The sequence below is a fragment of the Streptomyces liliiviolaceus genome (assembly GCF_018070025.1).
In the GTDB taxonomy this organism is placed as follows: domain Bacteria; phylum Actinomycetota; class Actinomycetes; order Streptomycetales; family Streptomycetaceae; genus Streptomyces; species Streptomyces liliiviolaceus.
In genome coordinates this window covers 6,219,980-6,245,125 of the sequence record NZ_JAGPYQ010000001.1, presented here as the reverse complement: position 1 = coordinate 6,245,125, position 25,146 = coordinate 6,219,980, and the positions used below count along the sequence as shown (strand labels likewise).

Genomic DNA, 25,146 nt, shown 5'->3' with positions numbered 1-25,146 from the left:
ACATGGCGAGCTCCTCCGGTACGGCTTCCTCCCGTACGGCTTCGCCCGGCAAGGTCCCCACCGGCGGGGCGTCCGTCGGTAGCGCTTCTCCCGGTGACGGGGGCGACGGTGATGGACGTCCTGCCGGGGCCGTCGCCCGGGTGCGGCGGCAACTGCCCACCAGTCCCTGGCTGTTCGCCGCCCCGGGGCTGCTGGTCGTGGGCATCTTCATCCTCTACCCGTTCGTCTCGACCGTGGTCAACGCCTTCACCGACCGCCGGACCCTGATCCCCGGCGAGTTCGTGGGCCTGGCCAACTTCCGGGAACTGCTGCACGACGAGATGTTCTGGATCGGCCTGCGCAACAGCACGCTGTACGTCCTCGGGGTCGTCCCCGCGCTCGTCCTGCTGCCCCTGCTGCTCGCGCTCCTCGTCCAGAAGAACATCCCCGGCATCGCCTTCTTCCGGTCGGCCTTCTACACCCCGGTCGTCGCCTCCATCGTCGTGGTGGGTCTCATCTGGGTGTGGCTGCTCGACGAACGCGGCCTGGTGAACTCGCTGCTGGAGGCGATCGGGGTCGGCAGGATCGGCTTCCTGAGCGACCAGTGGCTGCTCCTGCTGAGCGCCATGACGGTCACGGTCTGGAAGGGCCTCGGCTACTACATGATCATTTACCTGGCCGCGCTCGCCAACGTGCCGCGCGAGCTGCACGAGGCCGCGGCCGTGGACGGCGCCGGCGCCGTCCGCCGCTTCCTCACCGTCACCGTGCCCGCCGTCCGCTCCACGATGGTGCTGGTCGGCGCGCTCTCCTCGGTCGCCGCCTTCAAGGTGTTCTCCGAGGTCTACCTGATGGCGGGGCCCGGCGGCGGTCCCGCGGGCGAGGACACCACGCTCGTGATGCTCGTCCAGCGCACCGGCACCGGCCTGACCGGCCGGGTCGGCTACGCCTCCGCCATCTCCGTCGTCGTCTTCGTCGTCACCGTCGCGCTGATGCTGCTCGTGCTGCGCGCCGACCGGAAGGAGGACGCGTGAGTGCCGCCGAGAAGGTGCGTGAGGTGCCGGCGGGCTCCGAGGCGCGCCGCCGTCGTCGTGGGCGCGTCACAGATGAGAACGGGAAGCGTGTACGGGTGTGGGAACTCGCCCTGCGGTACGCGCTGTTGCTCGCCGTGCTGGCGCTGACCGTCGGGCCGTTCCTGTGGCAGCTGTCCACCTCGCTGAAGGGGCCGACCGAGGACATCTTCAGTTCGCCGCCGAAGTTCCTGCCCGGTGACCCGACCCTGCACAACTACGACCGGGTCGCCCAGACGATCCCCGTGTGGGACTACGCCCTCAACTCCCTGAAGGTCGCCACCGCCAACGTCGTCACGAACTGCGTCGGCGCGGCGCTCGCGGGCTACGCGCTGGCCCGGCTGCGCTACCGCGGCCGCAAGGTGGCCACGCTCGTGTTCATCCTCGCGATGCTCGTGCCCGTGGAGGGGATCATCATCGCCCAGTTCACGACCATGCGTGAGCTGGGTCTGAACAACACGCTCATCGGGGTCGTCCTGCCCGGATGCATCGGCGCGATGAACGTCCTGCTGATGCGCAACGCGTTCCTCAATCTGCCGTACGAGATCGAGGAGGCGGCGTTCGTCGACGGCGCGAACACGTGGCAGCGGTTCTTGCGGATCGCGTTGCCCTCGGTGAAGGGGACGCTCGCCGTTGTGGCGATCTTCGCCTTCATGGGGGCGTGGGACGACTTCCTGTGGCCGTTGATCGTGCTCAGCGATACCGACAAGTTCACGCTGACCATCGGGCTCAACTATTTGCATGGCACCTTCGCCAATGATGAGCGGCTGGTGGCCGCGGGCACGATCATCGCCGTGGCGCCGTTGATCGCGCTCTTCGCCTGTCTTCAGCGGTACTTCTTCCGTGGGGTGGGGGAGGGGGCGGTGAAGGGGTGAGTTCCGCGGTGACCGCGGTCTTTTTGGGCGCCGGCCCAGCGTTGTCAGGTGCGGGTGCGTCGTGGCTGGTCGCGCAGTTCCCCGCGCCCCTGAAGGAGCTTCGGCCGGTTGTCGGGTGCGGGCCGGTGGGGGTGAGCCGCGCAGTTCCTCGCGCCCCTGAAGGGGGAAGGCCGGTCGTCGGGTGATCCTCCGCGCCCCCTGTCGGGGCGCAGCCCCGCCTCGAAGGGGCGCGGGGAACTGCGCGACCAGCCCCCACCGGGCCGCACGGTGCGCCCCGTGCCGGTGGCAGCCTGTGCACCCCCCCCATACCCCCCACATCCGCACCACAGAAACAGGACTAGGAACCCCGGATGTCTTCTGCTGTGCGCTTCGGCGTCAACTACACCCCTAGTGAAGGGTGGTTCCATCACTGGCTCGACTTCGATCTCGACTCCGTGCGGGCCGATCTCGACTCGATCGCCGCACTCGGGCTCGACCACGTACGGGTCTTTCCGATCTGGCCCTACTTCCAGCCGAACCGCTCGCTGATCCGCCCGCGGGCCGTGGAACAGCTCGTCGCCCTCGCGGACGCGGCGGCCGAGCGGGGCCTGGACGTCAACGTGGACGGGCTGCAGGGTCACTTGTCGAGTTTCGACTTCCTGCCGGCGTGGACGCAGACCTGGCACCGGCGGAATCTCTTCACCGACCCGGAGGTCGTCGAAGGGCAGGCCGAATATCTGCGGACCCTCGCCGCCGCCCTCGCCGACCGGCCCAACTTCATCGGCATGACCGTGGGCAACGAGGTCAACCAGTTCTCGGCGGGCCCCCACCCGGACCCCGACCGGGCGGCGGCCGATGCGGTCGACGCGTGGCTGGAGCGGATGCTCGCGGCCTGCGAGAAGGGCGCCCCCGGCAAGCTGCATCTGCACGCGGAGTACGACGCCGCCTGGTACCAGGACGACATGCCGTTCACCCCGGCGCAGGCCGCGCGGCGCGGAGCCGTCACCGCCGTGCACTCGTGGGTCTTCAACGGCACGGCCCAGCGGCACGGGCGTACCGGCGTCGCGACCGAACACCACGCCGCCTATCTGATCGAGCTGAGCAAGGCCTGGGCCGGCGATCCGTCGCGCCCGGTCTGGCTCCAGGAGGTCGGCGCACCGGCGCCGCTGGTCCCCGCCGAGCACGCCGCCGCCTTCACCGAGGCGACCGTCGCGAACGCCCTGGACTGCCCGGACCTGTGGGGCGTCACCTGGTGGTGCTCCCACGACGTGTCCCGCGAGCTCGTCGACTTCCCCGAACTCGAATACGGGCTCGGGTTGTTGAGCAATGACCGCCGGCCCAAGGACAGTGCGCGGGCGCTGGCCCGCGCCGCCCGCTCGGCCCGCGAGCACCCGTACACCCCCAAGGCCCGCACCACCGCGCTCGTCGTCCCCGACGACCCCGCCGGCCGTTCCGTCTGCGCGCCGGGCGGCCCGGTCTTCGAGGCGTTCTTCCGGCTCACCGCCGACGGCGCCCGACCGACCACCGTCCTCGCGTCCCGCGCGAACGACGTGGAGCACCTCACCGCACGAGGCATCACCGAAGTCGTCACACCCGATCAGGTTCCGTGACCCCCACAGGAAACAAGAACTCCCACAAGGAGGCACTTGCCCGTGAACCCCACCAGACGCACCGTCCTGCTCGTCGCCGGCACCGGGACGGCCGCCGCCCTGCTCCCGGCAGGACCGGCCGCCGCCGGTCAGGAGACCGCGGCCCCCGCCGCCGGGGCCGCCGCCTCGGCCCTCCAGCCGTACGCCTCCTACTGGTACCCGGACTCCTTCCCCTCCGGCTCACCGGGCGCGGGCATCACCTGGCGCAGTCTGAAGGCGTGGAGCGCCGCCACCGACACCGACCTGGCCTTCAACACGGCGTCCGTGCCGCTCGCCGAGCGGTTCACCCCGACACCGGTGAACTCGACGGCCCGCGCCGGGCAGGCCCGTATCCAGTCGCTGGTCTCCTTCGGTCCGACCGCGAGCAACCCCGCGCAGGGCGCGGCCACCGCCGACTACTACGCGCTCACCCACTGGAGCTACGTCGACGAGCTGGTCTTCTGGGGCGGTTCCTCCGGCGAGGGGCTGATCCTCGCGCCGAACGCGCCGATCGTGGACGCCGCCCACCGGCACGGCGTACCCGTCCTCGGCAATGTGTTCCTGCCGCCCGCCGCGTACGGCGGCCAGTTGCAGTGGACCCGCGACCTGGTGCAGAAGGACGCGGCGGGGCACTACCCGCTGGCGGCCCAGCTCGTCGCGGTCGCCGAGGCGTACGGGTTCGACGGCTGGTTCATCAACGCCGAGACGAGCGGCGGGAACGCGGCGCTCGCCACCGACATGCTCGGCTTCCTCACCGAACTGAAGACGCTCAGCGCGGCCAAGGGACAGCGCGTCACCTGGTACGACTCGATGACCGTCAGCGGCTCGGTGAGCTGGCAGGGCGCCCTGAACAACCAGAACCGGGTGTTCTACCAGGCCGCCGACACGATGTTCCTCGACTTCCGCTGGTCCGCGAGCAGTCTGGTGTCCTCCGGCACGAACGCCCAGCAGATCGGCCGTGACCGCTACGAGCTGTGGGCGGGCGTCGACGTCGAGGCCAACGGCTGGAACCGGTCCGTGAACTGGGACGCCATGGTGCCCGGCGGCTCGGCGCACCTCGTCTCCGTGGGCTTCTACCGGCCCGAGTGGACCCGCAACCACCTGCCCGCCACCCGCACACCCGGCGACTTCCACGCTGCCGACGACCGCTTCTGGAGCGGCCGTTCACTCGACCCGGCCCGCCCCGACACCACCGACACCTGGCGGGCGCCCGCCGTCTTTGTCGCCGACCGCTCGACCGTCACCGCACTGCCGTTCGCGAGCACCTTCAACACCGGCCACGGACTGCGCTGGTACGAGGACGGCGAGGTCACGTCGACGGCGCAGTGGAACCATCTCGGTCTCCAGGACCGGCTGCCGTCCCGGCGCTGGGTCACGCGAACGACGGGACAGCACCCGGCCGTCACGTTCGACTTCGCGGACGCGTGGCGCGGCGGCAGCAGCGTCCTGGTCGACGGCACCCTGACCGCGCCCACCACGCTCGACCTCTACGGAACCCGCCTGCCGCTCGGCGAGGACACGGTCGTCGAGCTGACCCACCGGGCCGACTCGGGGGACGTCACCGTGGAACTGGCCGTCGCCACCGCCGAACCGTCGGGCCCCGGGCAGCCGTACGCGTACACCTACTTCCCCGTCACCGCCGGTGACGGCTGGGAGACCTCGACCGTACGGCTGACCGGGCTGCCGGCGGACGGCACGGTGCACGCCCTCGGGGTCCGGCTCACCGGGGCCGACGGCGGCGGTGCCGTGAAGTGGCGGCTCGGAGGGATCGCCGTACGCGATCAGGACGCCCAGGCGCCCGGCACGCCCGTCGACGCGAGCGTCACGGGTGCCTCGGGAGGCGACCTGCGCCTCGCCTGGCGCGCGCCCACCGGCGCCGGCGTACGCCATTACACGCTGCACCGGGTGCTGCCCGACGGCACCCGGCGCTTCCTCGGCGGAACCGCTCAGCAGGCCTTCTTCGTTGGAGGACTGACAGCGGAAGGAGACGAGAGCGCGGCGAGGTTCGAATTGCGGGCCGTTGGGGAGTTTTACACCGCGTCGGCCCCCGCGACCCTGACCCACACCTGGTGACCGCCGACCACCGGTACCACCGGTAACAGCAACAACCCGCACAACGGAGTTACGGAGCACCCCACATGCATGACGACCGCGGCCTGGTCGAAGCCCGCCTCAAGCGCGTGCTCGACGAGCGCATACGACCCGCCGTGTACCCCGAGTCCGTACCGCTGGAAGTGGCGGTGTGGAACGCGCCCGGCGAGCCGGTGCCCGTCGAGGAGGGGCTGGCGGCCACGCCGTCACCGGTGGCGGTCGGCGACAGGTGGGGTGCTCCCTGGGGCACCAGCTGGTTCCGGGTGACCGGGACCGTGCCCGAGGAATGGGCGGGGAAGACCGTCGAGGCGCTCCTCGACCTCGGCTTCGACGAGAACATGCCCGGCTTCCAGTGCGAGGGCCTCGTCTACCGACCCGACGGAACCCCCGTGAAGGGCCTCAACCCGCGCAACCAGTGGGTACGGATCGGCGCGCCCGTCGCCGGCGGCGAGGAGGTGCGCCTGCACATCGAGGCCGCCTCCAACCCCGTCATCCTCGACTACCACCCCTTCCTGCCGACACAGCTCGGCGACAAGGAGACGGCCGGCGGCGAACCGCAGTACAAACTGGAGCGGATGGACCTCGCCGTCCTCGACGAGACGGTGTGGCAGCTCGTCATCGACCTGGAGGTCCTCGGCGAGCTGATGGCCGAGCTGCCCGTGGAGTCCGCCCGTCGCTGGGACATCCTGCGCGCGGTGGAGAAGGCCCTCGACGCCGTCGACCTGCAGAACGTGGGCGCCACCGCCGCCGCGGCCCGTTCCCAGCTTGAAGCGGTGCTGGCGGCTCCGGCCGTGCCCTCCGCCCACCGCATCAGCGCGGTCGGCCACGCGCACATCGACTCGGCGTGGCTGTGGCCGCTGCGCGAGACCGTCCGCAAGGTCGCCAGGACCACGTCGAACATGACCGCGCTCCTGGAGGACGAGCCCGACTTCGTCTTCGCCATGTCGCAGGCCCAGCAGTGGGCCTGGGTCAAGGAGCACCGGCCCGAGGTGTGGACGCGGGTGAAGAAGGCCGTCGCCGACGGGCGGTTCGTGCCCACCGGCGGCATGTGGGTCGAGTCCGACACCAACATGCCCGGCTCGGAGGCCATGGCCCGCCAGTTCGTGCACGGCAAGCGGTTCTTCATCGACGAGTTCGGCGTCGACAACGACGAGGCCTGGCTCCCCGACACCTTCGGCTTCGCCGCCGGACTGCCGCAGATCATCAAGGCGGCCGGCTCCAAGTGGCTGCTCACACAGAAGATCTCCTGGTCGCAGACCAACAAGTTCCCGCACCACACCTTCCAGTGGGAGGGCATCGACGGCACGCGGATCTTCACGCACTTCCCGCCCGTCGACACGTACAACTGCTCGATGAAGGGCAGCGAGATCGCCCACGCGGCGAACAACTTCAAGGACAAGGGTGTCGCCCGGCACTCCCTCGCCCCGACCGGCTGGGGCGACGGGGGCGGCGGCACGACCCGGGAGATGGTCGCCAAGGCGGCCCGGCTCCGCGACCTCGAAGGCTCGGCGACCGTGGTCTGGGAGACCCCGGAGAAGTTCTTCGAGAAGGCGGAGGCCGAGTACCCGAACGCCCCGGTGTGGGTCGGCGAGCTGTATCTGGAGCTGCACCGCGCCACCCTCACCAGCCAGGCCAAGACCAAACAGGGCAACCGCCGCAGCGAGCACCTGCTGCGCGAGGCCGAGCTGTGGGCGGCCACCGCGGCGGTCCGGACCAAGTTCAGCTACCCGCACGAGAAGCTGGACCGGCTCTGGAAGACGGTCCTGCTCCACCAGTTCCACGACATCCTGCCCGGCTCGTCCATCGCCTGGGTGCACCGCGAGGCCCGTAAGACCTATGAGGCGGTCGCCGAGGAACTGAACGGGATCATCGACGCCGCCCAGCGCGCGCTCGCCGGTGAGGGGACGACCACCCTCGCCTTCAACTCCGCGCCGCACATCCGCGACGGAGTACCCGCCGGCGGTGCGCGGACCCCGGCCGTCGGCGGCGAGTGCACGCTCGTGCCGCGCACGGACGGCGGCTTCGTCCTCGACAACGGATGTCTGCGCATCGAGATCGACGAACGCGGACTCGTGGTCTCCGCCTTCGACCTCGCCGCGGACCGCGAGACCCTCGCCCCCGGCGAGGCGGCCAACCTGCTGCAGATCCACCCCGACTTCCCCAACATGTGGGACGCCTGGGACGTCGACGAGTTCTACCGCAACACGGTCACCGACCTCGTCGACGCCGACGAGGTCGTCCCCGGTGACGACGGGGTCTCGGTCCGGATCGTACGGAGCTTCGGCGCGTCGAAGGTCACGCAGGTGCTGTCGCTCGCGCCGGGGGAGTGGCGGCTCGACCTCGACACCGAGGTCGACTGGCACGAGACGGAGAAGTTCCTGAAGATGGCCTTCCCGCTCGACGTGCACGCCGAGCGGTACGCGTCCGAGACGCAGTTCGGGCACTTCTTCCGGCCGACGCACACCAACACGTCCTGGGAGGCGGCCAAGTTCGAGGCCTGCAACCACCGGTTCGTCCACATGGAGGAGCCCGGCTGGGGCGTCGCCGTCGTCAACGACTCGACGTACGGGCACGACGTGACGCGTACGGTCCGTGAGGACGGCGGTACGACCACCACGGTCCGCGTCTCGCTGCTGCGCGCCCCGCGCTTCCCCGACCCGGAGACCGACCAGGGCATGCACCGCTTCCGGCACGCGCTGGTGCCCGGTGCGGCGATCGGGGACGCGGTGCGGGAGGGCTGGCGGATCAACCTTCCCCAGCGGAAGGTCGCCGGCGGGGCCTCGGAGGTCGCTCCCCTGGTGACCGTCGCGCAGGACGCGGTCGTGGTCACGGCGCTGAAGCTGGCGGACGACGACAGCGGGGACGTCGTGGTCCGCTTCCACGAGTCGAGAGGGGGCCGCAGCCAAGCCACGCTCACGGCCGGCTTCGACGTCGAGTCGGTCACGGTGACGGACCTCCTGGAGCGTCCGCTCCCGGACGCCACCGCCCCCGACCAGGACGGCAACCGCCTCACCCTGAAACTCCGCCCGTTCGAACTGGTGACGCTGAGGATCAAGCGCGCCTGAGCCTCTTCAGCGGGGCGCGGCTCCGTGCGAGCCGCGCCCCGCAGAGGCACGCCGCCGTACGGCGGCACTGTTTCGGCACTGCCCCCTGCTTAATCTCGGCGCTCCGAAACCGAGAAGCCGACGGTTTTCTGGCCAGTCAGCCCCCGCCCTTTCTGGACAGGCCGCCGGTGCGAACAGAAGCAGGACCTTCAGACTATGACGCTGATTGCGGGCATCGACGAAAGCGCACTCTCATCCGACGCGGACAACGGCCCCGCCGGCGGAGTGGATGAGCTCGTGGAAGAGCATCGCGCCGCACTACTCGCCTACGCACGCCGCTTCCTGACGGATCATCACCTCGCCGAGGACATCGTCCAGGAGACCTTCATCAGGGCATGGCGGCACGCCGACCGGCTCCGCCACCAGGAGGGCTCCGTACGCGGCTGGCTGCTCAAGGTGACCCGGAACCTCATCGTCGACCGCATGCGCAGTGCCTATGCCCGGCACGAGACGGCGACCGCCCACAGCCCCGACACCACCCTGCCGGACCACACCGACGCGGTCCTGACCTCCCTGGAGATGGCCTCCCTGCTGCGCCGTCTGTCCAGGGAGCACCAGGAGGTCCTGGCGCTCGTCCACCTCTACGGCCGGACGATGAAAGAGGCGTCGCACATCCTCGACGTACCGTCGGGCACGGTGAAGTCACGCCACTACTACGCGATGCGGGGCCTGCGTGAGCAGTACTTCTCACGCTCCTGACGGTCCCGTCGTGCTGGGACGGCGGTGCCGCGCGCTCAGCGCGAACCGCCGTCGATGTCCTTGAGGCGCTCCCGGATCAGCTCTCCCTCGGGATGGCCGAGCGAGTCGAGGATGTCCAGCGCCTCGGTCCAGGCCTGCCGCGCCTTGCCGGGAGACGCGGAGCGGTGCACGTTGCCGATGTGCACGAGCGTGTCGGCGGTCAGGTACGCGTCGCCCAGGCGGCGGTAGTGCTCCAGAGCCCGATGCAGCGCCCGCAGGGCCTCCGGCTCCCGCCCCAGACGGTGGTGCGCCACGCCCAGACTGTCCCAGGAGGCCGCCTCGACATTGCGGTTGCCGACCCGGCGGGCGATGTCGACGGCCCTTTGGCAGTATTCCACGGCGCCCTCGAAGTCCCGCAGGAGGATGCGGGTCCAGCCGACCTCGTTGGTGACGGACGCGATCCCGAGCTCGTGGCGTGCCGTGCGGTACAGCGCCAGCGCGGCCTCGTAGTGCGTCAGTGCCTGCTCGTGCGCTTCCATGGCGTTCCGCAGGAAGGCCAGGTAGCGGTGCGTCAGCGCTTCCCCGAGCAGATCGCCCGCCTCGGCGAAGAGCACCAGGGCTTGTTCCAGGTGGCGTGCCGCCTGGTCGCCCTGCTGCGTGCGGCCCAGGGCGAACCCGAGCGACCTGTGCATCTGCGCCTGTCCCTGTGCGTCGCCCGCGCGTTGCGCCGCGAGCAGCGCCGCGCTCTGGATCTCCGTCTGCTCCTGACGGCGTCCGCTGCGGTCGAGGATCAGTTCGAGGACCGCCGCCAGCCGCCAGGGCCGCACGCCCTCGCCGTGGTACGTGTCGCGGACGGCGATGGCGTGCAGGGCGGGCATCTCGTGGTGCAGCCAGTCGGCGGTGCCGGCGGTGCCCGTGAACGTCATGACCTGCGTACCGGGTGCCGGCGGGGGCAGCGTCGGATGCTCCCGGTGGGTGTTGACGGCGCTGGAGGCGTGGTGCGCCGAGTGCAGGTAGTGGTCGTACAGCCGCTGCCGGGCGCCCTCGACGGACGCGGTGGTGTCCTCGGCGCGGGACATCTCCTGGCCGAACCTCTTGAGGAGTTCATGGGTGCCGTAGCGGCCGGACCCGTACTCGATCCAGAGGTTGGCGCGGTGCAGCTCCGACATGACCTGCCGGGTCTTCTCCATCGGCAGGCCGGTGAGGCTGGCGGCGGCCTGCGGTGACACGTCGGGGGACGGGCTCAGCCACAGCCGGCGGAACGCGTCGGCCGCCTGCCCGGTGAGAGCACGGTAGGACCAGGAGAAGACGGAGCGGGTGTCCGTGACGGGGTCGCTCGTCCCGCTCAGTGTGAAGGCCTGGAGGCTGTCGCGGCTTCGTTCGAGCTCTGCCGCGACCTCGGCCAGCGGGGTGCCCGGGCGGCTCTCGGCGCGTGCGCAGACGACGGCCAGGGTGAGGGGCAGCCGGCCGCAGTGCTCGATGATCGCGAGCGCCGCCTCACGGGAGCGTTCCACCCGGGGCCTTCCGAGCCTGCGGGTGAGGAAGTCGACGGCCTCCGCGACCGTCAGGACGTCCACGGTCAGCAGACTCGTGCCGGCCGAGGCGACGAGACCGGTGAGCTGTTCGCGACTGGTGACGACCGTGAAGCAGCCCGGACCGCCCGGCAGGAGCGGGCGCACCTGCTCCGCGTTGCGCGCGTTGTCGAGGACGATCAGGCATCGGCGCCCGGCCAGCACACTGCGGTAGAGCGCTGTGCGGCTGTCGAGGCCGGCCGGGACGCGCTCGCTGGGGATACCGAGGGATTCGAGGAAGTGGCAGATCGCCGTCGACGGAGTGAGGGGGTCTCCCGACGGGTCGTACCCCCGGAGGTCCAGGTACAACTGCCCGTCGGGGAACCGGTGGGCGGCGCGATGGGCCCAGTGCAGGGCCAGGGTGGTCTTCCCCACGCCCGGGGCGCCCCCGATCGCGACGGACGTGCGGGTGCCGGCCGGCAGCAGCGAGTCCAGGCGCTCGATCTCCGTCCGCCGCCCGCTGAACACCCGCAGTGCCGCGGGCAGTTGCGCGGGCCGCACCAGGGCGGGACTCCTGCCTTCGGAAGCCGGGGAAGCCGGGGGAGCCGACGCGGTCGGGGCAGTCGTGGCGGCCGTGGCGGCCGAGGTGCGCGGAGGCGTGTCGGCGGTGGGGGAGACGGTGCCGCGCAGCACGTCGGCCTGGGCGGCGCGCAGTTCGGGCCCCGGGTCGACACCCAGTTCGTCCGCCAGCCGCCCGCGGACGCGCCGGTACTGCTCCAGAGCCCGGGCGGTGAGCCCCTCCGCGGCCAGCACCCGGATGAACCCGGCCTGGAGGACCTCGTTCAGCGAGTCCTCCTGCGCGGCCTGTCCGAGCAGCGGCAGCGCCTGCTGGGTGCGCCGGGAGACGAGAGCGGTCTCCGCGGCGGCCTGGGCGGCACGGAAGTACTCGGCGTCGACCGCGGCGAAGTCGGTGTGCGACCGGAGCCCGGGCGGCAGTGTGGCCGCCGTCGGGCCGCTCCGCAGTGCCAGGGCCGCGAGCAGCAGATCGGCCGCCTCCCCCGGCCGGTCGTGGTCGGCCGCTTCCTGGCCCGCGTCGCGCAGCGTACGGAACCGATGGAGGTCCAGTGCCTCCTCCCCGACGTCCAGCCGGTATCCGCCGGCCGCGCGTACGAGCACACGGGCCTCGCTCCGCTGTGTCAGCCCGGGTTCGAGGAGCCGCCGCAGGGCGCCCACATGACGGTGCACCACATTGACCGCCCGCTCGGGTGGATCGCCGTCCCATAAGCTGTCGACGAGGTGATGCACGGGCACGGGCCTACCCGCCCTGACCAGCAGCAGCGCCAGTACGCTCCGCTGCTTCGGAGGGCCCAGGTGCAGCTCCGTTCCCCGGTGCCACGCCCGCAGGGGGCCGAGGATCGACAGGCGCAGCGTGTTCTCCCCGGCGGACGCCGGACCCGGCCGCACGGTCATCGACTCCCTCGCAGGAACTCGGCCAGCACGGAGCCGTCGTGTTCGCCCAGACCCGCGGCCAGCGCCCGGTCGATCAGTGCGCGGGACGCCTCCAGTTGGGCCATGGGCGCCCCCACGGACGACGCCAGCGCGTTCACCAGGGTCAGGTCCTTGGCGACCAGCGCCAGTGTCATGTGGATCGGGGCGTCCCGCGGCGTCACGAAGTTGTCCTTGTTGTACAGCACGAAGGGGGCCGCCGCCGCGCTCCGGGTGAAGGCGTCGTAGGCGGCCTCCCGGTCGATGCCTGCGCGCTCCGCCAGCACCAGGGACTCGGCGAGCGCCGTACCCAGGGACAGCAGCAGCGAGTTGACCACCAGCTTCATGACGCTGCCCCGTCCGGAGTCCCCGAAGTGCAGGACCCGGGTGGCCAGGACGTCGATGACCGGACGCACCTGGTCCAGCGCGGTCCTGGAGCCGCCGGCCAGCACGGTGAGTTCGCCCCGCGCCGCCAGTTCGACCGACCCCGAGACCGGGGTGTCGAGCAGCACGGCCCCGCGCTCCAGGACTCGGGGCACCAGGGACGTCACCGTCGAAGGGGCGATCGTGCTGGTCTCCAGCACCGTCACCCCCGGGCTCAGCCCGGCCAGGAGGCCGTCCGGCCCGTGGTAGACCTCGCGCACCGCCGTGTCGTCGGCGAGGGAGACGATGACGATGTCGGCGGACTCGGCTGCCTCCCGTGGACAGCCGGCCACCCGGGCGCCCGTCTCGTCCGCCACGTCGAGGGCCCGTTCCCGGGTCCGGTTGGTGACGACGACGGCGTGCCCCGCCCTGCGCAGGCGTACCACCATGGGGCGGCTGATGCGGCCGATACCGACGACGGCCACCGTGGGCAGGGCGCCGGTCATGCCAGGCCCCCGGTGAGGCTGAGGTTGACGCCGTCGGCCGCCGGATTCCCCAGCAGGAAGAGGGAGCCCTCGACGATGTCCTCCATGGTGGGCAGCGCGCCGGTCAGTGTCCGCCCGCGGGCGACCTCAAGGAACTGCGTCTTTCCGGCCCAGAAGGGGCTGTCGCCGACGGCGCCGGGATGGATGGCGTTGACCCGGACCGGCGCCAGTTCCTTGGCCAGGGTCGCCACCAGCCCCACCACACCGGCGTTCACCGCGGAGACCGTCGTGGAACCGGGGTAGGGCGCGTCCTTGGCCATGCCGCCGAAGAGCAGCACCGAGCCGCCGGGGGAGATGCGCGTCCGCAGCGCGTGGACGACCGTCGTATAGCCGACGATCTTCGACACGGCCAACTCCGTCGCCCCCGCGACGTCGTAGCTCTCGATGGTGTTGCTGTCGCGCTGCATCCCGGCCAGGACGACCGAGTCCACCTGGTCGATGCCGGCCAGCGCCGCCGTGATCTCCGCGGGCCTGGAGAGATCGACCGCGATGCCGCGGACGGCAGCGGCCCCGGCGTCGGAGCCGATGTCCGCGGCCACCTTCTCGGCGCGCGCACCGTCGCGGCCGGCGATCACCACCGAGGTGCCGCGCCGTGCGTACGCGGCGGCCAACTCGCGGCCGATGCCCGCGGTTCCACCGACGATCAGTACCTGGTTCGTCATGACAAGCCTCTCATCGAGCACCACCGGATCTCGGTCGGTGTCCAGGCTGCCCGCGAACCGCTATCGGGTCCAACGAAAAGTGTTGACAGCTGTTATCGCGTATATCGATGATTCGCGGATGGAGATACGGCAGTTGCGCTATTTCATCGCCGTGGCCGAAGAGCTCAGTTTCACCCGCGCCGCCGTGCGGCTCTTCGCCGCCCAGTCGACCGTGTCGGCAGCCGTCCGTGCCCTGGAGGAAGACCTCCGGGTGTCGCTGTTCGAGCGGTCCACCAGGGCGGTGGCCCTGTCCGCGGCGGGCGCGGTGTTCCTGCCCGAGGCCAAGAGCGTCGTCGCGGCCGCGGAGCGGGCCAGGGAGGTCGTCGGCGAGGCGTCGAGAAGCCTGCGGGGCAGCCTGCGGATCGGCACGATGACGCGCATCACGGCTCTCGACCTGCCGCGCCTGGTGGGGGCGTTCCGCCAGCGGCACCCCCTGGTCGACATACAGATCCAGGTGTCGAGCAGCGGGGCCGGCGGGATCGCCGAGGACGTGCGCCGCGGCCGGCTCGACATGGGCGTCGTCGCCCTGGCCTCCTCCGAGGCGAACGACCTGGACCTGCGGCCGTTCGCGACCATCGTGTACGTGGCCGTCCTGCCCGCCGACCATCCGCTGGCGCGGCGGGAGCACATCGTCCTCAAGGACCTCGTCGACGAGAACTTCGTCGAGGCGGCGAGCGGGTTCGGCACCCGCACCGCCATGGACCGGGCCTTCAGGGAACTCGGGGTCACCCGCCGTGTGTCGGTGGAGATCACCGACATCGCGTCGGCGGCCTCCTACGTACGGGCCGTGGGCGGCGCGGCCGTCATCCCCCGCTACGAGGCCATGGACACGACGGGGGTCGTGGTCAAGCCGCTGTCCGGGACCGTGCCCACGACGAAGCTGTCGTTCGCGGTCCGCGCGGGACGGGCCCCGAGCCCCGCGGTCTCCGCCCTGCTCGATCTCAGCTCCAACTACACCCGCGACGACGGCACTTTCTGAGAGAGGGTACGGACGCCGACGGGGCCTCCGCGTCGACATCCGCACCGCGGCGGTCAGTCCCTCACCGCACCCCGACGTCAATCCCTCACCGTGCTGCGTCAGTCGAAGAAACGCACCGACCGGACGCCCCGGAGTCCGGTGCTGCCCAGCAGGTCCTTGACGTCTCCCTCGACGAACCTGGAGGCGCCGGTGCAGTCCGGTCCCTCCCAGACCTTGACGAAGCCTCCGCCGGTCTGGAGCGAGCCGTCGAACCGTACGTTCTGGCAGCCCGGACCCGAGACGCCCTGCGACGAGTCGAGGAAGTCCTTCTCCTCGAAGAGGGTCGCGTTCCCGGCCGGGTCGGAGGTGGGCGAGGCCTGCGGCGACTCCTGCGGTGAGGCCCCGTCCGCCGCTCCGCCCGTCTCGTCCGCCGCTCCTCCCGCCGCGGTGCCGCCCTGCGCCTTCCCGCCGTCCGGGGTCACACCGAACCAGACGCCGTCGACACCCTGCCCGTTGGTGTCACCGGCTTCGACGTCCTTGCTGAAGAGATAGACGGGCCAGCCGCCGAGAGTGACCTGAAAACCACCGTCCCGCTCGATGAAGCCGATCTTCGACTTGTCGATCCCGTCGATGAACACCCTGCCGTCGCGCGCCACCAGATACGGAGGCCAGGTGGTGGCGCACTTGCCGGTGCAGTTGGAACGCGACGGGCTGCTGGTGTCCTTGTCGAACCTGTACAGGGTGAATCCCTTGCCGTTGACGGTCACCGGGTCGAGGTCACCCGCGCTGCCGGCGCTCAGCTGGACCCACTTGCGGATCACCGGCCTGCGAGCCGTGGCGGCGGCGGCCGGCGCGGCGGCGGCGGCGAAGTCACCGGCGCTCCGGTCGGCCTCGTTCTCGGTGGCGGTACCCCGCTGGAATGCGAGTTTGCTCGTGGCCTCCGCCGCGGCGCCCGCGGCCTCGTCGTCGCCGTTGCAGGCGGTCAGCAGAAGCGTGCCCGCCACCAGGGCGCAGGCAAGTGAAACGGCGCGCGAACGTAACATGAGTACTCCCGAATGCGTGAGCTGCGAAATGCGCGAAGGGCGCGGAACCACGGGACGACGGAGCGAAGGCCCGCATCGTCCCCGTGTTCGTGGCGCGGCCGTGCCCCCGGCACAACCGCACACCCTCTACACGACAGGACAGCCCCGCAGGGGTCAGTCGCCGCGGGACCCGACGCCCCGGTCGGGCGCTCTCACGGCTGGAGCTGGACGCGCAGCCACTGCTCCACTTCGCCCACATGGGCCGCCGCGGCCGCCCGCGCCGCCTCGGGATCGTGCGCCACCAGCGCCCGGTGGATGGCGGCATGCTCCCGCCGGGTCCGCTCGAACGCCCCCTCCTCCTGATACCCCCGCCACACCCGTGCCCGGAACGTCCGCGAGGACAACCCGTCCAGGATGGCCGCCATCGTCTCGTTGCCCGCGGCGCCCGCGATGACCCGGTGGAACGCCAGGTCGTGGGAGAGGATCTCCTCCGGGTCGTCCGTGGCGTTCATGGCGGTCAGGTGCTTCTCCACCTCGGCCAGCTGGTCCGCGGTGATCCGCGCGGCGGCCAGCGCCGTCGCCGTCGACTCCAGGATCCGCCGTACTTCGAGGAGTTCGACCAGCCGCGGACCGCGGGAGAGATCCGCGACCACGCCGAACGTCTCCAGCAGATCCCCGGCCTCCAGCTGCGTGACGTAGATCCCGGACCCGTGCCGTGCCTCCAGGACGCCCAGCACCGTGAGCGCCCGGATCGCCTCGCGCATGGAACTGCGGGAGATGCCGAGCTGCGCGGCCAGATCGCGCTCGGTCGGCAGTCGTGCGCCCGGCTCCAGACGGCCCTCGCCGATCATCGCCTTGATCCGGTCGATGGCGCGCTGGGTCACGGTCCCCTTCTGGGGGGCCGGCGCGGGTGCCGCGGCCGGGGCCGCCGTCGCCGCCTCGGGCAGGCTCTCGTCCACGCCATGTCCTCCTGTAGCCGGGTGGGCCGCAGTCTAACCACTCAGGTGGTCCGACCACTACGCGCAGAAACAGCGAAAATCGCGGTCGAGGGGTGTTGTCGGAGCGAAGTGGTCTGATAAATATGCGTGGCACCTGCTCGATCGCACCCGATCGCACTCGATCACGCTCAATGAGGAGCCGATAGATGGCCGGCAGAACTGTGCGGTACAGGAACGGGCGAAACGCCTCGCGAGCGATGGGTGCGACGGCCGCGGCCGTCTGTGCCGCCCTCGCGCTCACGGCATGCGGCAGCACCAAGGACACCGTCGACTCCGGCGGCGGCAAGGGCGGCGGCAGCGGCAAGGTCGGAGTGATCCTGCCCCTGCTGACCTCGCCGTTCTGGCAGTCGTACAACGACTACGTACCCAAGATGGCGAAGTCCGAGGACGTCGACGCCCTCAAGACCGTCAACTCGAACAGTGACCCCTCGCAGCAGATCACGGACATCAACAACCAGCTCAACCAGGGCGTGAAGGGCCTCGTCGTGGCGCCCCTGGACAGCGCCGCGATCTCCGCGGGCCTCGACCAGGCCGAACGCAAGGGCGTGCCCGTGGTCGCCGTCGACGTGGCGCCCGAGAAGGGCAAGGTCGCGATGGTCGTCCGCGCCGACAACGTGGCGTACGGGCAGAAGGCCTGCGAGTACCTCGGCGGGCAGATCCCCTCGGGCAAGGTCGTGCAGATCATGGGCGACCTCGCCTCGGTCAACGGCCGCGACCGCTCCGAGGCCTTCCGCACCTGCGTCAAGGAGAAGTTCCCGAAGCTGAAGGTCCTGGAGATCCCCGCCAAGTGGGAGTCCGACACCGCCGCCTCGAAGCTGGACACCCTCCTCAACGCCAACCCCGACATCAAGGGCATCTACATGCAGGCGGGCGGTGTCTATCTCGCGCCCACGCTGCAGACCCTCAAGTCCAAGGGGCTGCTGAAGAAGGCCGGCGAGAAGGGCCACATCTCGATCGTCTCGAACGACGGCATCCCGCAGGAGTACGACGCGATCCGCAAGGGCCAGATCGACGCCACGGTCTCCCAGCCGGCCGACCTCTACGCCAAGTACGGCATGTACTACATCAAGGCGGCGATGGAGGGGAAGACCTTCGAGCCCGGTCCCACCGACCACGACTCGGAGATCGTGAAGCTGCCCGGCGGCATCCTTGAGGACCAGCTGCCCGCGCCGCTGGTGACCAAGGACAACGTCGACGACCCCGAGCTGTGGGGCAACACGGTCAAATGAGCACACCACCACTCGTCGAGGCGCGGGGCATCGCCAAGCGGTACGGCCCGACCGTCGCCCTCGCCGACGGCCGACTCACCGTGTACGCGGGCGAGTCCCACGCACTCGTCGGCCGCAACGGCGCGGGCAAGTCCACCCTCGTCACCGTCCTGACCGGCCTCCAGGCACCCGACGAGGGCACGGTCCGCTTCGACGGCGAGCCCGCGCCCGCACCCACCGACCGGGACGCCTGGCGGCGCAAGGTGGCCTGCGTCTACCAGAGGCCCACCGTCGTACCGGAGCTGACGGTCGCCGAGAACCTCTTCATCAACCGGCAGCCCCGGGGCCGCGGCGGCTTCATCAGCTGGCGCCGGCTGAGGAGCGAGGCCGCCGAGGTGCTCGACACCTGGGACGTACGCGTCGACCCGGAGGCGCGGACCGCCGACCTCAAGGTCGAGGACCGCCAAATGGTCGAGATCGCGCGGGCGTTGAGCTTCGGCGCGCGGTTCATCGTGCTCGACGAGCCGACCGCCCAGCTCGACAACCGCGAGATCGAGCGCCTCTTCGTCCGGATGCGCGCGCTCCAGGAGTCCGGCGTCACCTTCCTGTTCATCTCGCACCACCTCCAGGAGGTGTACGAGGTCTGCCAGACCGTGACGGTCCTGCGGGACGCCCGCTGGATCACCACCGCGCCGGTCGCCGACCTGCCGCGGGCCGCCCTGATCGAGGCCATGGCGGGGGAGTCCATCGCCGCCGTGGAGGAGAAGGCCGCCCACGGGGAGGTCGACGCCCACGCACCCGTCGTCCTCGAAGCGCACGGGCTGACGTCCCCCGCGTACGAGAGTGTCGACCTGAGCGTGCGCGGTGGGGAGGTCGTCGGTCTCGCCGGGTCCAGCGGCAGCGGGAAGATCGAGCTGGCCGAGTCCTTCACGGGACTGCACACGCCGACCGCCGGAAGCGCGCAACTGGACGGCAGGCGACTGCCGTTCGGGGATGTGACGGCCGCCCTGCGGGCCGGTGTCGGCTGCGTGCCGCGCGACCGGCACGGACAGGGCCTCGTCTTCGGGATGACCGTCGGCGACAACGCCACCCTGACCGTCCTGGACCGGCTCGGCCGGTACGGCTTCGTCGGCACCGACCGCCGGCGCGGCTTCGCGGGAGAGCTGATCGAACGCCTCGACATCCACACCGAGGGACCCGACCAGCCCGTGTCCGACCTCTCCGGCGGCAACGCGCAGAAGGTCGTCATGGCCCGGGCGCTCGCCTCCGACCCCAGGCTGCTGGTCCTGATCAACCCCACCGCGGGCGTCGACGTGAAGTCCAAGGAGTCCCTGCTCTCCCGCATGGACTCGGCACGTGACGACGGCACCGCCGTCCTCGTCGTCTCCGACGAACTCGACGACCTGCGCCGCTGCGACCGCGTCCTCGTCCTCTTCCACGGCCGTGTCGTCGCCGAGCACCCGGCGGGCTGGCGCGACCACGAGCTGATCGCCTCCATCGAAGGAGTGGACCACCATGGCTGACACGAAGGCCCCGTCGGCCTCGGCCCCCACCCCTCTGCGACCCCTGCGGAGCAAGGCCGACGCCAAGGCCGTACTCCTGCGCAGGGCGCGCGAACTCGCCCTCGTACCGGCCCTGTTGCTGCTGCTGGTGCTCGGCGCGTTCGTCAACGACGCCTTCCTCACCGAGCAGAACCTGATCTCCGTCCTGGGCGCCTCGGCGGCCCTCGCGATGGTCGTCCTCGCCGAGTCGCTCGTGCTCATCACCGGCAAGTTCGACCTGTCCCTGGAGTCGGTCGTCGGCATCGCGCCCGCCGTCGGCGCGCTGTTGCTGCTGCCCGCCGCGCAGTCCGGCTGGGGCACGGAACTGCCCGCGGGAATCGCCCTGCTCGCGATCCTCGTCGTCGGCGCGGTCATCGGCGGGTTCAACGGCTTCCTCGTCGTGAAGCTCAAGCTCAACGCGTTCATCGTGACCCTCGCGATGCTGATCATCCTGCGCGGGCTGCTCGTCGGCGCGACCGAGGGCAAGACGCTCTTCGGGATGCCCGACGCGTTCTACACGCTGGCCACCACCACCTTCCTGACCGTGCCGATCTCGGTGTGGCTGGCCGCGGCGGCGTTCGCGGTCGCCGGATTCGTCCTCAAGTACCACCGCTGGGGACGGGCCCTGTACGCGATCGGCGGCAATCCGGACGCGGCGCGCGCGGCCGGAATCCGGGTCGAGCGGGTCATGCTCGGCGTGTTCGTCGTCGCGGGGACGCTGGCCGCTGTCGGTGGGCTGATGCAGACCGGCTATGTCGGCGCGATCAATGCCAATCAGGGGCAGAACATGATCTTCACGGTGTTCGCCGCGGCGGTGATCGGGGGGATCAGTCTCGACGGGGGCAAGGGCACGATGTTCGGGGCCCTCACGGGCGTTCTCCTTCTTGGCGTGGTGCAGAACCTGTTGACGCTCGCGCAGGTGCCGTCCTTCTGGATCCAAGCCATCTATGGAGGGATCATCCTGGTCGCCCTCATGATCGCCCGTGTGACCACCGGCCGGGCGCAGGACTAGGCGTGCGTGGTGTGCATCTGCGGGTCCGCTGTGGCTGAGCGCGCAGTTCCCCGCGCCCCTTACGGGGCCTGACCGAAAGGTATTCCTGTGTCCTCATCCGCCGCTCGCGTCATCGCGGTCGACACCTATGACATTCGATTTCCCACCTCGCGTGAGCTGGACGGGTCCGATGCCATGAATCCGGATCCCGACTACTCGGCGGCGTACGTCGTGCTGCGCACCGACGACGACACGGGCGACGGACTGGAGGGGCACGGGTTCACCTTCACCATCGGGCGGGGCAACGACGTCCAGGTCGCCGCGATCGAGGCGCTGCGCCCGCACGTCGTCGGGCGGTCGGTCGACGAGTTGTGCGCGGACCCGGGATCGCTCGCCCGCGACCTCACGGGCGACAGCCAACTACGCTGGCTCGGGCCCGAGAAGGGCGTGATGCACATGGCGATCGGCGCCGTCGTCAACGCCGTCTGGGACCTCGCCGCCAAGCGCGCCCGCAAACCCCTGTGGCAGCTCCTGGCCGACGCCACCCCCGAATGGCTCGTCGCCCAGGTGGACTTCCGGTACATCGCGGACGTCCTCACCCCCGAGGACGCGCTCGGGCTGCTGCGCCACGGCAGGGAGGGCGCGGCGGAACGGACCGCGCTGCTGAAGGAGCGCGGCTTCCCCGGCTACACCACCTCGCCCGGCTGGCTCGGCTACTCCGACGAGAAGCTCACCCGGCTGGCCCGCCAGGCCGTCGCCGACGGCTTCACCCAGATCAAGCTGAAGGTCGGCGCGGACCTCGCCGACGACGTACGCCGCTGCCGGGTGGCCCGGGCCGTCGTCGGGCCGGACATCCGGATCGCCATCGACGCCAACCAGCGGTGGAACGTCGACGAGGCCATCGAGTGGACCAAAGCACTGGCCGAGTTCGACCCGTACTGGATCGAGGAGCCCACCAGCCCCGACGACGTCCTCGGCCATGCCGCCGTCCGTGAGGCCGTCGCGCCGGTCAAGGTCGCCACCGGGGAGCACGTACAGAACCGGATCGTCTTCAAGCAGCTGCTCCAGGCGGGCGCGATCGACGTCCTGCAGATCGACGCGGCCCGGGTCGGCGGAGTCAACGAGAACCTCGCCATCCTGCTGCTCGCGGCCAAGTTCGGCGTCCCCGTCTGCCCGCACGCCGGCGGTGTCGGACTGTGCGAACTCGTCCAGCACCTCTCGATGTTCGACTACGTGGCGCTGTCCGGCACCACCGAGAACCGTGTGATCGAGTACGTCGACCATCTGCACGACCACTTCCTCGACCCGGTGGTGATCCAGGAGGGTCGGTACAGGGCGCCCACCCTGCCGGGCTTCTCGGCGGCCATGCGGCCGGAGTCCATCGCCGAGTTCACCTTCCCCGGCGGCACGTTCTGGGCCGCCGACCTCGAACGGCAGCAGGCCGGGCAGCAGCGACAGCAGACGGCGAAGCAGAAGGAGCAGGCGGCATGAGTGACTTCGAGGGACTCAAGGCGCTGGTGACGGGCGGTGGCTCCGGAATCGGCCGCGCCACCGCGGAACTCCTCGCCGCCCGCGGCGCCCAGGTCGCCGTGCTCGACCTGGACCCGGAGAGCGTGCGGAAACCGCTGCTCGGCTACCGGGCCGACGTCACCGACGACGAGTCCGTGCGCCTGGCCGTCGCCGCCGCGGTCGCCGACCTCGGCGGCCTGGACGTGCTGGTCAACAACGCGGGCATCGGCGCCCAGGGCACCGTGGAGGACAACGACGACGAGGCCTGGCACCGCGTCATGGACGTCAACGTCGTCGGTATGGTCCGCACGGCCAGGGCCGCCCTGCCGCACCTGCGGAAGTCGTCGCACGCGGCCGTCGTCAACACCTGCTCCATCGCCGCCACCGCGGGCCTCCCGCAGCGCGCCCTGTACTCCGCTTCCAAGGGCGCGGTCCTGTCGCTGACCCTCGCCATGGCCGCCGACCACGTCCGTGAGGGCATCCGCGTCAACTGCGTGAACCCCGGCACGGCCGACACCCCCTGGGTCGGCCGCCTCCTGGACGCCGCGCCCGACCCGGCCGCCGAGCGGACCGCGCTGGAAGCCCGCCAGCCCACCGGACGCCTCGTCTCGGCCGACGAGGTCGCGGGCGCCATCGCCTACCTGGCGAGCCCGCTGTCGGGCGCCACCACCGGGACGGCCCTCGCGGTCGACGGCGGCATGCAGGGGCTGCGGCTGCGCCCGGCGGGCCGGTGACCGGCATGGGGACGCAGCTGGGTACCCGTGCGCTCGGCCGTGGTTCCGTCGGCGTCACCGCGCTGGCCCTCGGTACGGTCGGTATCGCCGGCCTCTACAGCGAGGTCCCCGAGGAGCAGGCGCACGCGACCGTGGACGCCGCCTGGGACGCGGGCGTCCGCTACTTCGACACCGCGCCCCACTACGGCATAGGCCACTCCGAACGACGTCTCGGCGCGGCCCTGCGCGGGCGTCCCCGGGCGGAGTACACCGTCTCGACGAAGGTGGGCCGCCGTCTGGAGCCCACCGACGCGGGCGGCGACGACCTGGCCGACGGGTTCGCGGTGCCCGCCACGCACCGCAGGGTGTGGGACTTCACCGCGGACGGCGTACGCCGTACCCTCGACGCCAGTCTGGAGCGGCTCGGCCTCGACCGGGTGGACGTCGTCTACCTCCACGACCCGGACGACCACGCCGAGGAGGCCTTCCGCGAGGGCTATCCGGCGCTGGAGAAACTGCGCTCGGAAGGGGTGGTGGGCGCGATAGGCGCGGGCATGAACCAGGCCGGGATGCTCACCCGCTTCGTCCGCGACACGGATGTCGACGTGGTGCTCTGCGCCGGCCGCTACACCCTCCTCGACCAGGGGGCGCTCACCGACCTGCTGCCGGCCGCCCGGGCACGCGGCACGTCCGTCGTCATCGGCGGCGCCTTCAACTCCGGCCTGCTGGCCGACCCGAAACCCGGCGCGAGGTACGACTACCGGGCCGCGCCGCCCGAGTTGGTGGACCGGGCGCTGGCCCTCAAGGCGGCGGCGGACCGGCACGGCACGACGCTGCGGGCGGCGGCCCTCGCCTTCTGCGCCGCCCACCCGGCGGTCGCGGCCGTCCTCGTCGGCGCCCGCTCACCCCATGAAGTACGCGACTGCGCAGCCCAGTTCACGGCCGACGTACCCGCGAGCCTCTGGCAGGAGCTGCGGGAGACGGGCCTCCTGCCCGTCGAAGCGCCGGTCCCCTCCGAGGAGGAGTCGTCATGAGGGTCGCCCTGCACACCAAGGTCCGCGCCGACCGCATCGACGCGTACGAGGCCGCCCACCGCCAGGTGCCCACGGAACTCACGGACGCCATCCGCGCCGCGGGCGCCACGTCCTGGACCATCTGGCGCAGCGGCCCCGACCTCTTCCACCTCCTGGAGTGCGAGGACTACGCGCGCCTGCTCGCCGAACTGGAGCAGCTGCCCGTCAACATCGCCTGGCAGGCCCGGATGGCCCAGCTCCTCGACGTGGTGCACGACTACTCGGCCGAGGGCTCGGAGGCCGGACTGCCGGTCGTCTGGGAGCTGCCGTGACGGGCCGCACGGGGATCGTGGACGCCCACCATCACGTGTGGGACCTGTCGGTGAGGGACCAGGACTGGATCGAGGGCCCCGAACTCGCGCCCCTGCGGCGGAACTTCACGGTCGAGGAGCTGGCTCGGGAAGCCCGTGCCGCCGGAGTCGCCCGGACCGTCCTCGTGCAGACGGTCACGGTGGCCGAGGAGACCCCCGAGTTCCTGGCGCTCGCGGAGAGCGACGAACTGATCGGAGCGGTCGTCGGCTGGACCGACCTCACCCGCCCCGACGTCGCGGACGAACTGGCCCGCCTGCGCGAGCTGCCCGGCGGCCGACACCTCAGGGGCGTCCGCCACCAGGTCCAGGGCGAACCCGACCCGCGATGGCTGCTGCGCGAGGACGTACGCCGAGGGCTGGCGGCGGTCGCGGAAGCGGGCCTCGTCTACGACCTCGTCGTCCTGCCGCATCAACTGCCCGCCTGCGCGCGGGCGGCGGAGCGGCACCCCGGCCTCACCTTCGTGCTCGACCACCTGGGCAAGCCACCCATCGGCACGGGGGAACGGGAGCCCTGGGCCACCGATGTGCGGGCTCTCGCCGCCCTGCCGAACACCGTCTGCAAACTCTCCGGAATGGTCACGGAGGCGGACCCGCGGAGCTGGGGGGCGGGCGGCCTGGTTCCCTACGGGGACACGGTGCTCGAAGCCTTCGGCCCCGGCCGCCTCATGTTCGGCTCCGACTGGCCGGTGTGCACGCTCGTGGCCTCGTACGCCGAAGTCGTCGACATCGCGGACCAGTTGACCGAGAAGCTCGACGAGGGCGAGCGGGAGGAGATCTTCTCGGGCACGGCCACCCGCGTCTACGGTCTCTGAGCCG

20 protein-coding genes are annotated in these 25,146 nt (G+C 71.2%); 15 read left to right on the top strand and 5 right to left on the bottom strand.

The features are described from left to right. The first annotated feature begins 2 nt into the window (after positions 1 to 2). The 6 genes from J8N05_RS27225 to J8N05_RS27200 all read left to right on the top strand — a co-directional run bounded on the left by J8N05_RS27225 (position 3) and on the right by J8N05_RS27200 (position 9,422). The gene (locus tag J8N05_RS27225; RefSeq protein WP_247706512.1) at positions 3 to 1,010 is read left to right on the top strand and encodes a carbohydrate ABC transporter permease; all 1,008 of its coding nucleotides are present in this window, start codon (positions 3 to 5) and stop codon (positions 1,008 to 1,010) included. After that, positions 1,007 to 1,921, top strand: a complete 915-nt coding sequence (locus tag J8N05_RS27220; protein WP_407699933.1) for a carbohydrate ABC transporter permease — start codon at positions 1,007 to 1,009, stop codon at positions 1,919 to 1,921. Before J8N05_RS27225 ends, J8N05_RS27220 begins: the two co-directional genes overlap by 4 nt. Positions 1,922 to 2,271: 350 nt before the next feature. Further along, positions 2,272 to 3,510, top strand: coding sequence for a glycoside hydrolase 5 family protein (locus tag J8N05_RS27215; RefSeq protein WP_210887127.1), 1,239 nt, complete (start codon positions 2,272 to 2,274; stop codon positions 3,508 to 3,510). A 42-nt stretch (positions 3,511 to 3,552) separates the two neighbouring features. Continuing rightward, positions 3,553 to 5,601 carry an endo-beta-N-acetylglucosaminidase gene (locus J8N05_RS27210; protein WP_210887124.1) on the top strand — a complete coding sequence of 683 codons (2,049 nt, stop codon included), beginning with the start codon at positions 3,553 to 3,555 and terminating at the stop codon, positions 5,599 to 5,601. Between the two features lie 65 nt (positions 5,602 to 5,666). Beyond that, a complete protein-coding gene (locus tag J8N05_RS27205) occupies positions 5,667 to 8,684 on the top strand; it encodes an alpha-mannosidase (RefSeq protein ID WP_210887121.1) in 3,018 nt (1,005 codons plus the stop codon). A 195-nt stretch (positions 8,685 to 8,879) separates the two neighbouring features. Then, positions 8,880 to 9,422: a sigma-70 family RNA polymerase sigma factor gene (locus J8N05_RS27200; RefSeq protein ID WP_210887118.1), complete on the top strand. Its 543-nt coding sequence runs from the start codon at positions 8,880 to 8,882 to the stop codon at positions 9,420 to 9,422. A gap of 35 nt (positions 9,423 to 9,457) precedes the next feature. On the opposite strand, the gene J8N05_RS27195 is transcribed toward J8N05_RS27200, so the two are convergent. Genes J8N05_RS27195 through J8N05_RS27185 form a run of 3 tightly spaced genes read right to left on the bottom strand, consistent with a single transcriptional unit; the run spans position 9,458 to position 13,967 of the window. Further along, positions 9,458 to 12,382: an AfsR/SARP family transcriptional regulator gene (locus tag J8N05_RS27195; protein ID WP_210887115.1), complete on the bottom strand. Its 2,925-nt coding sequence runs from the start codon at positions 12,380 to 12,382 to the stop codon at positions 9,458 to 9,460. Then, positions 12,379 to 13,266 (bottom strand): NAD(P)-dependent oxidoreductase, encoded by an 888-nt coding sequence (locus J8N05_RS27190; protein WP_210887112.1) that lies wholly within the window; start codon positions 13,264 to 13,266, stop codon positions 12,379 to 12,381. The genes J8N05_RS27195 and J8N05_RS27190 overlap by 4 nt, the downstream gene beginning before the upstream one ends. Continuing rightward, positions 13,263 to 13,967, bottom strand: a complete 705-nt coding sequence (locus J8N05_RS27185; RefSeq protein ID WP_210887110.1) for an SDR family NAD(P)-dependent oxidoreductase — start codon at positions 13,965 to 13,967, stop codon at positions 13,263 to 13,265. Before J8N05_RS27185 ends, J8N05_RS27190 begins: the two co-directional genes overlap by 4 nt. A 118-nt stretch (positions 13,968 to 14,085) precedes the next feature. Here J8N05_RS27185 and J8N05_RS27180 point away from each other — a divergent pair, with 118 nt between their 5' ends. Beyond that, entirely contained in the window at positions 14,086 to 14,985 is a 900-nt protein-coding gene (locus J8N05_RS27180) for a LysR family transcriptional regulator (protein ID WP_247706511.1), read from the top strand. A 98-nt stretch (positions 14,986 to 15,083) separates the two neighbouring features. Here the strand turns inward: J8N05_RS27180 and J8N05_RS27175 are convergent, their stop codons facing one another. Then, a complete protein-coding gene (locus J8N05_RS27175) occupies positions 15,084 to 16,007 on the bottom strand; it encodes a hypothetical protein (RefSeq protein ID WP_210887108.1) in 924 nt (307 codons plus the stop codon). Positions 16,008 to 16,198: 191 nt separating this feature from the next. Next, positions 16,199 to 16,945 carry a FadR/GntR family transcriptional regulator gene (locus J8N05_RS27170; protein ID WP_247706510.1) on the bottom strand — a complete coding sequence of 249 codons (747 nt, stop codon included), beginning with the start codon at positions 16,943 to 16,945 and terminating at the stop codon, positions 16,199 to 16,201. 185 nt (positions 16,946 to 17,130) lie between these two features. Between J8N05_RS27170 and J8N05_RS27165 the strand changes: the two genes are divergently transcribed. The 8 genes from J8N05_RS27165 (at position 17,131) to J8N05_RS27130 (ending at position 25,142) form a co-directional block, all read left to right on the top strand. Next, positions 17,131 to 18,213, top strand: a complete 1,083-nt coding sequence (locus J8N05_RS27165; protein ID WP_210887106.1) for a sugar ABC transporter substrate-binding protein — start codon at positions 17,131 to 17,133, stop codon at positions 18,211 to 18,213. After that, on the top strand, positions 18,210 to 19,715 hold the full coding sequence (locus J8N05_RS27160) for a sugar ABC transporter ATP-binding protein (protein WP_210887104.1): 1,506 nt from the start codon (positions 18,210 to 18,212) through the stop codon (positions 19,713 to 19,715). Before J8N05_RS27165 ends, J8N05_RS27160 begins: the two co-directional genes overlap by 4 nt. After that, positions 19,708 to 20,745 (top strand): ABC transporter permease, encoded by a 1,038-nt coding sequence (locus J8N05_RS27155; protein WP_210887102.1) that lies wholly within the window; start codon positions 19,708 to 19,710, stop codon positions 20,743 to 20,745. The genes J8N05_RS27160 and J8N05_RS27155 overlap by 8 nt, the downstream gene beginning before the upstream one ends. Before the next feature lie 87 nt (positions 20,746 to 20,832). After that, on the top strand, positions 20,833 to 22,215 hold the full coding sequence (locus J8N05_RS27150; protein ID WP_210887099.1) for an L-fuconate dehydratase: 1,383 nt from the start codon (positions 20,833 to 20,835) through the stop codon (positions 22,213 to 22,215). Continuing rightward, on the top strand, positions 22,212 to 22,967 hold the full coding sequence (locus tag J8N05_RS27145; protein WP_210887097.1) for an SDR family NAD(P)-dependent oxidoreductase: 756 nt from the start codon (positions 22,212 to 22,214) through the stop codon (positions 22,965 to 22,967). Before J8N05_RS27150 ends, J8N05_RS27145 begins: the two co-directional genes overlap by 4 nt. Before the next feature lie 5 nt (positions 22,968 to 22,972). Continuing rightward, positions 22,973 to 23,980, top strand: coding sequence for an aldo/keto reductase (locus tag J8N05_RS27140; protein WP_210887095.1), 1,008 nt, complete (start codon positions 22,973 to 22,975; stop codon positions 23,978 to 23,980). Further along, entirely contained in the window at positions 23,977 to 24,291 is a 315-nt protein-coding gene (locus J8N05_RS27135) for an L-rhamnose mutarotase (RefSeq protein WP_210887093.1), read from the top strand. The genes J8N05_RS27140 and J8N05_RS27135 overlap by 4 nt, the downstream gene beginning before the upstream one ends. Continuing rightward, a complete protein-coding gene (locus tag J8N05_RS27130) occupies positions 24,288 to 25,142 on the top strand; it encodes an amidohydrolase family protein (protein ID WP_247706509.1) in 855 nt (284 codons plus the stop codon). Before J8N05_RS27135 ends, J8N05_RS27130 begins: the two co-directional genes overlap by 4 nt. Positions 25,143 to 25,146 lie beyond the last annotated feature (4 nt).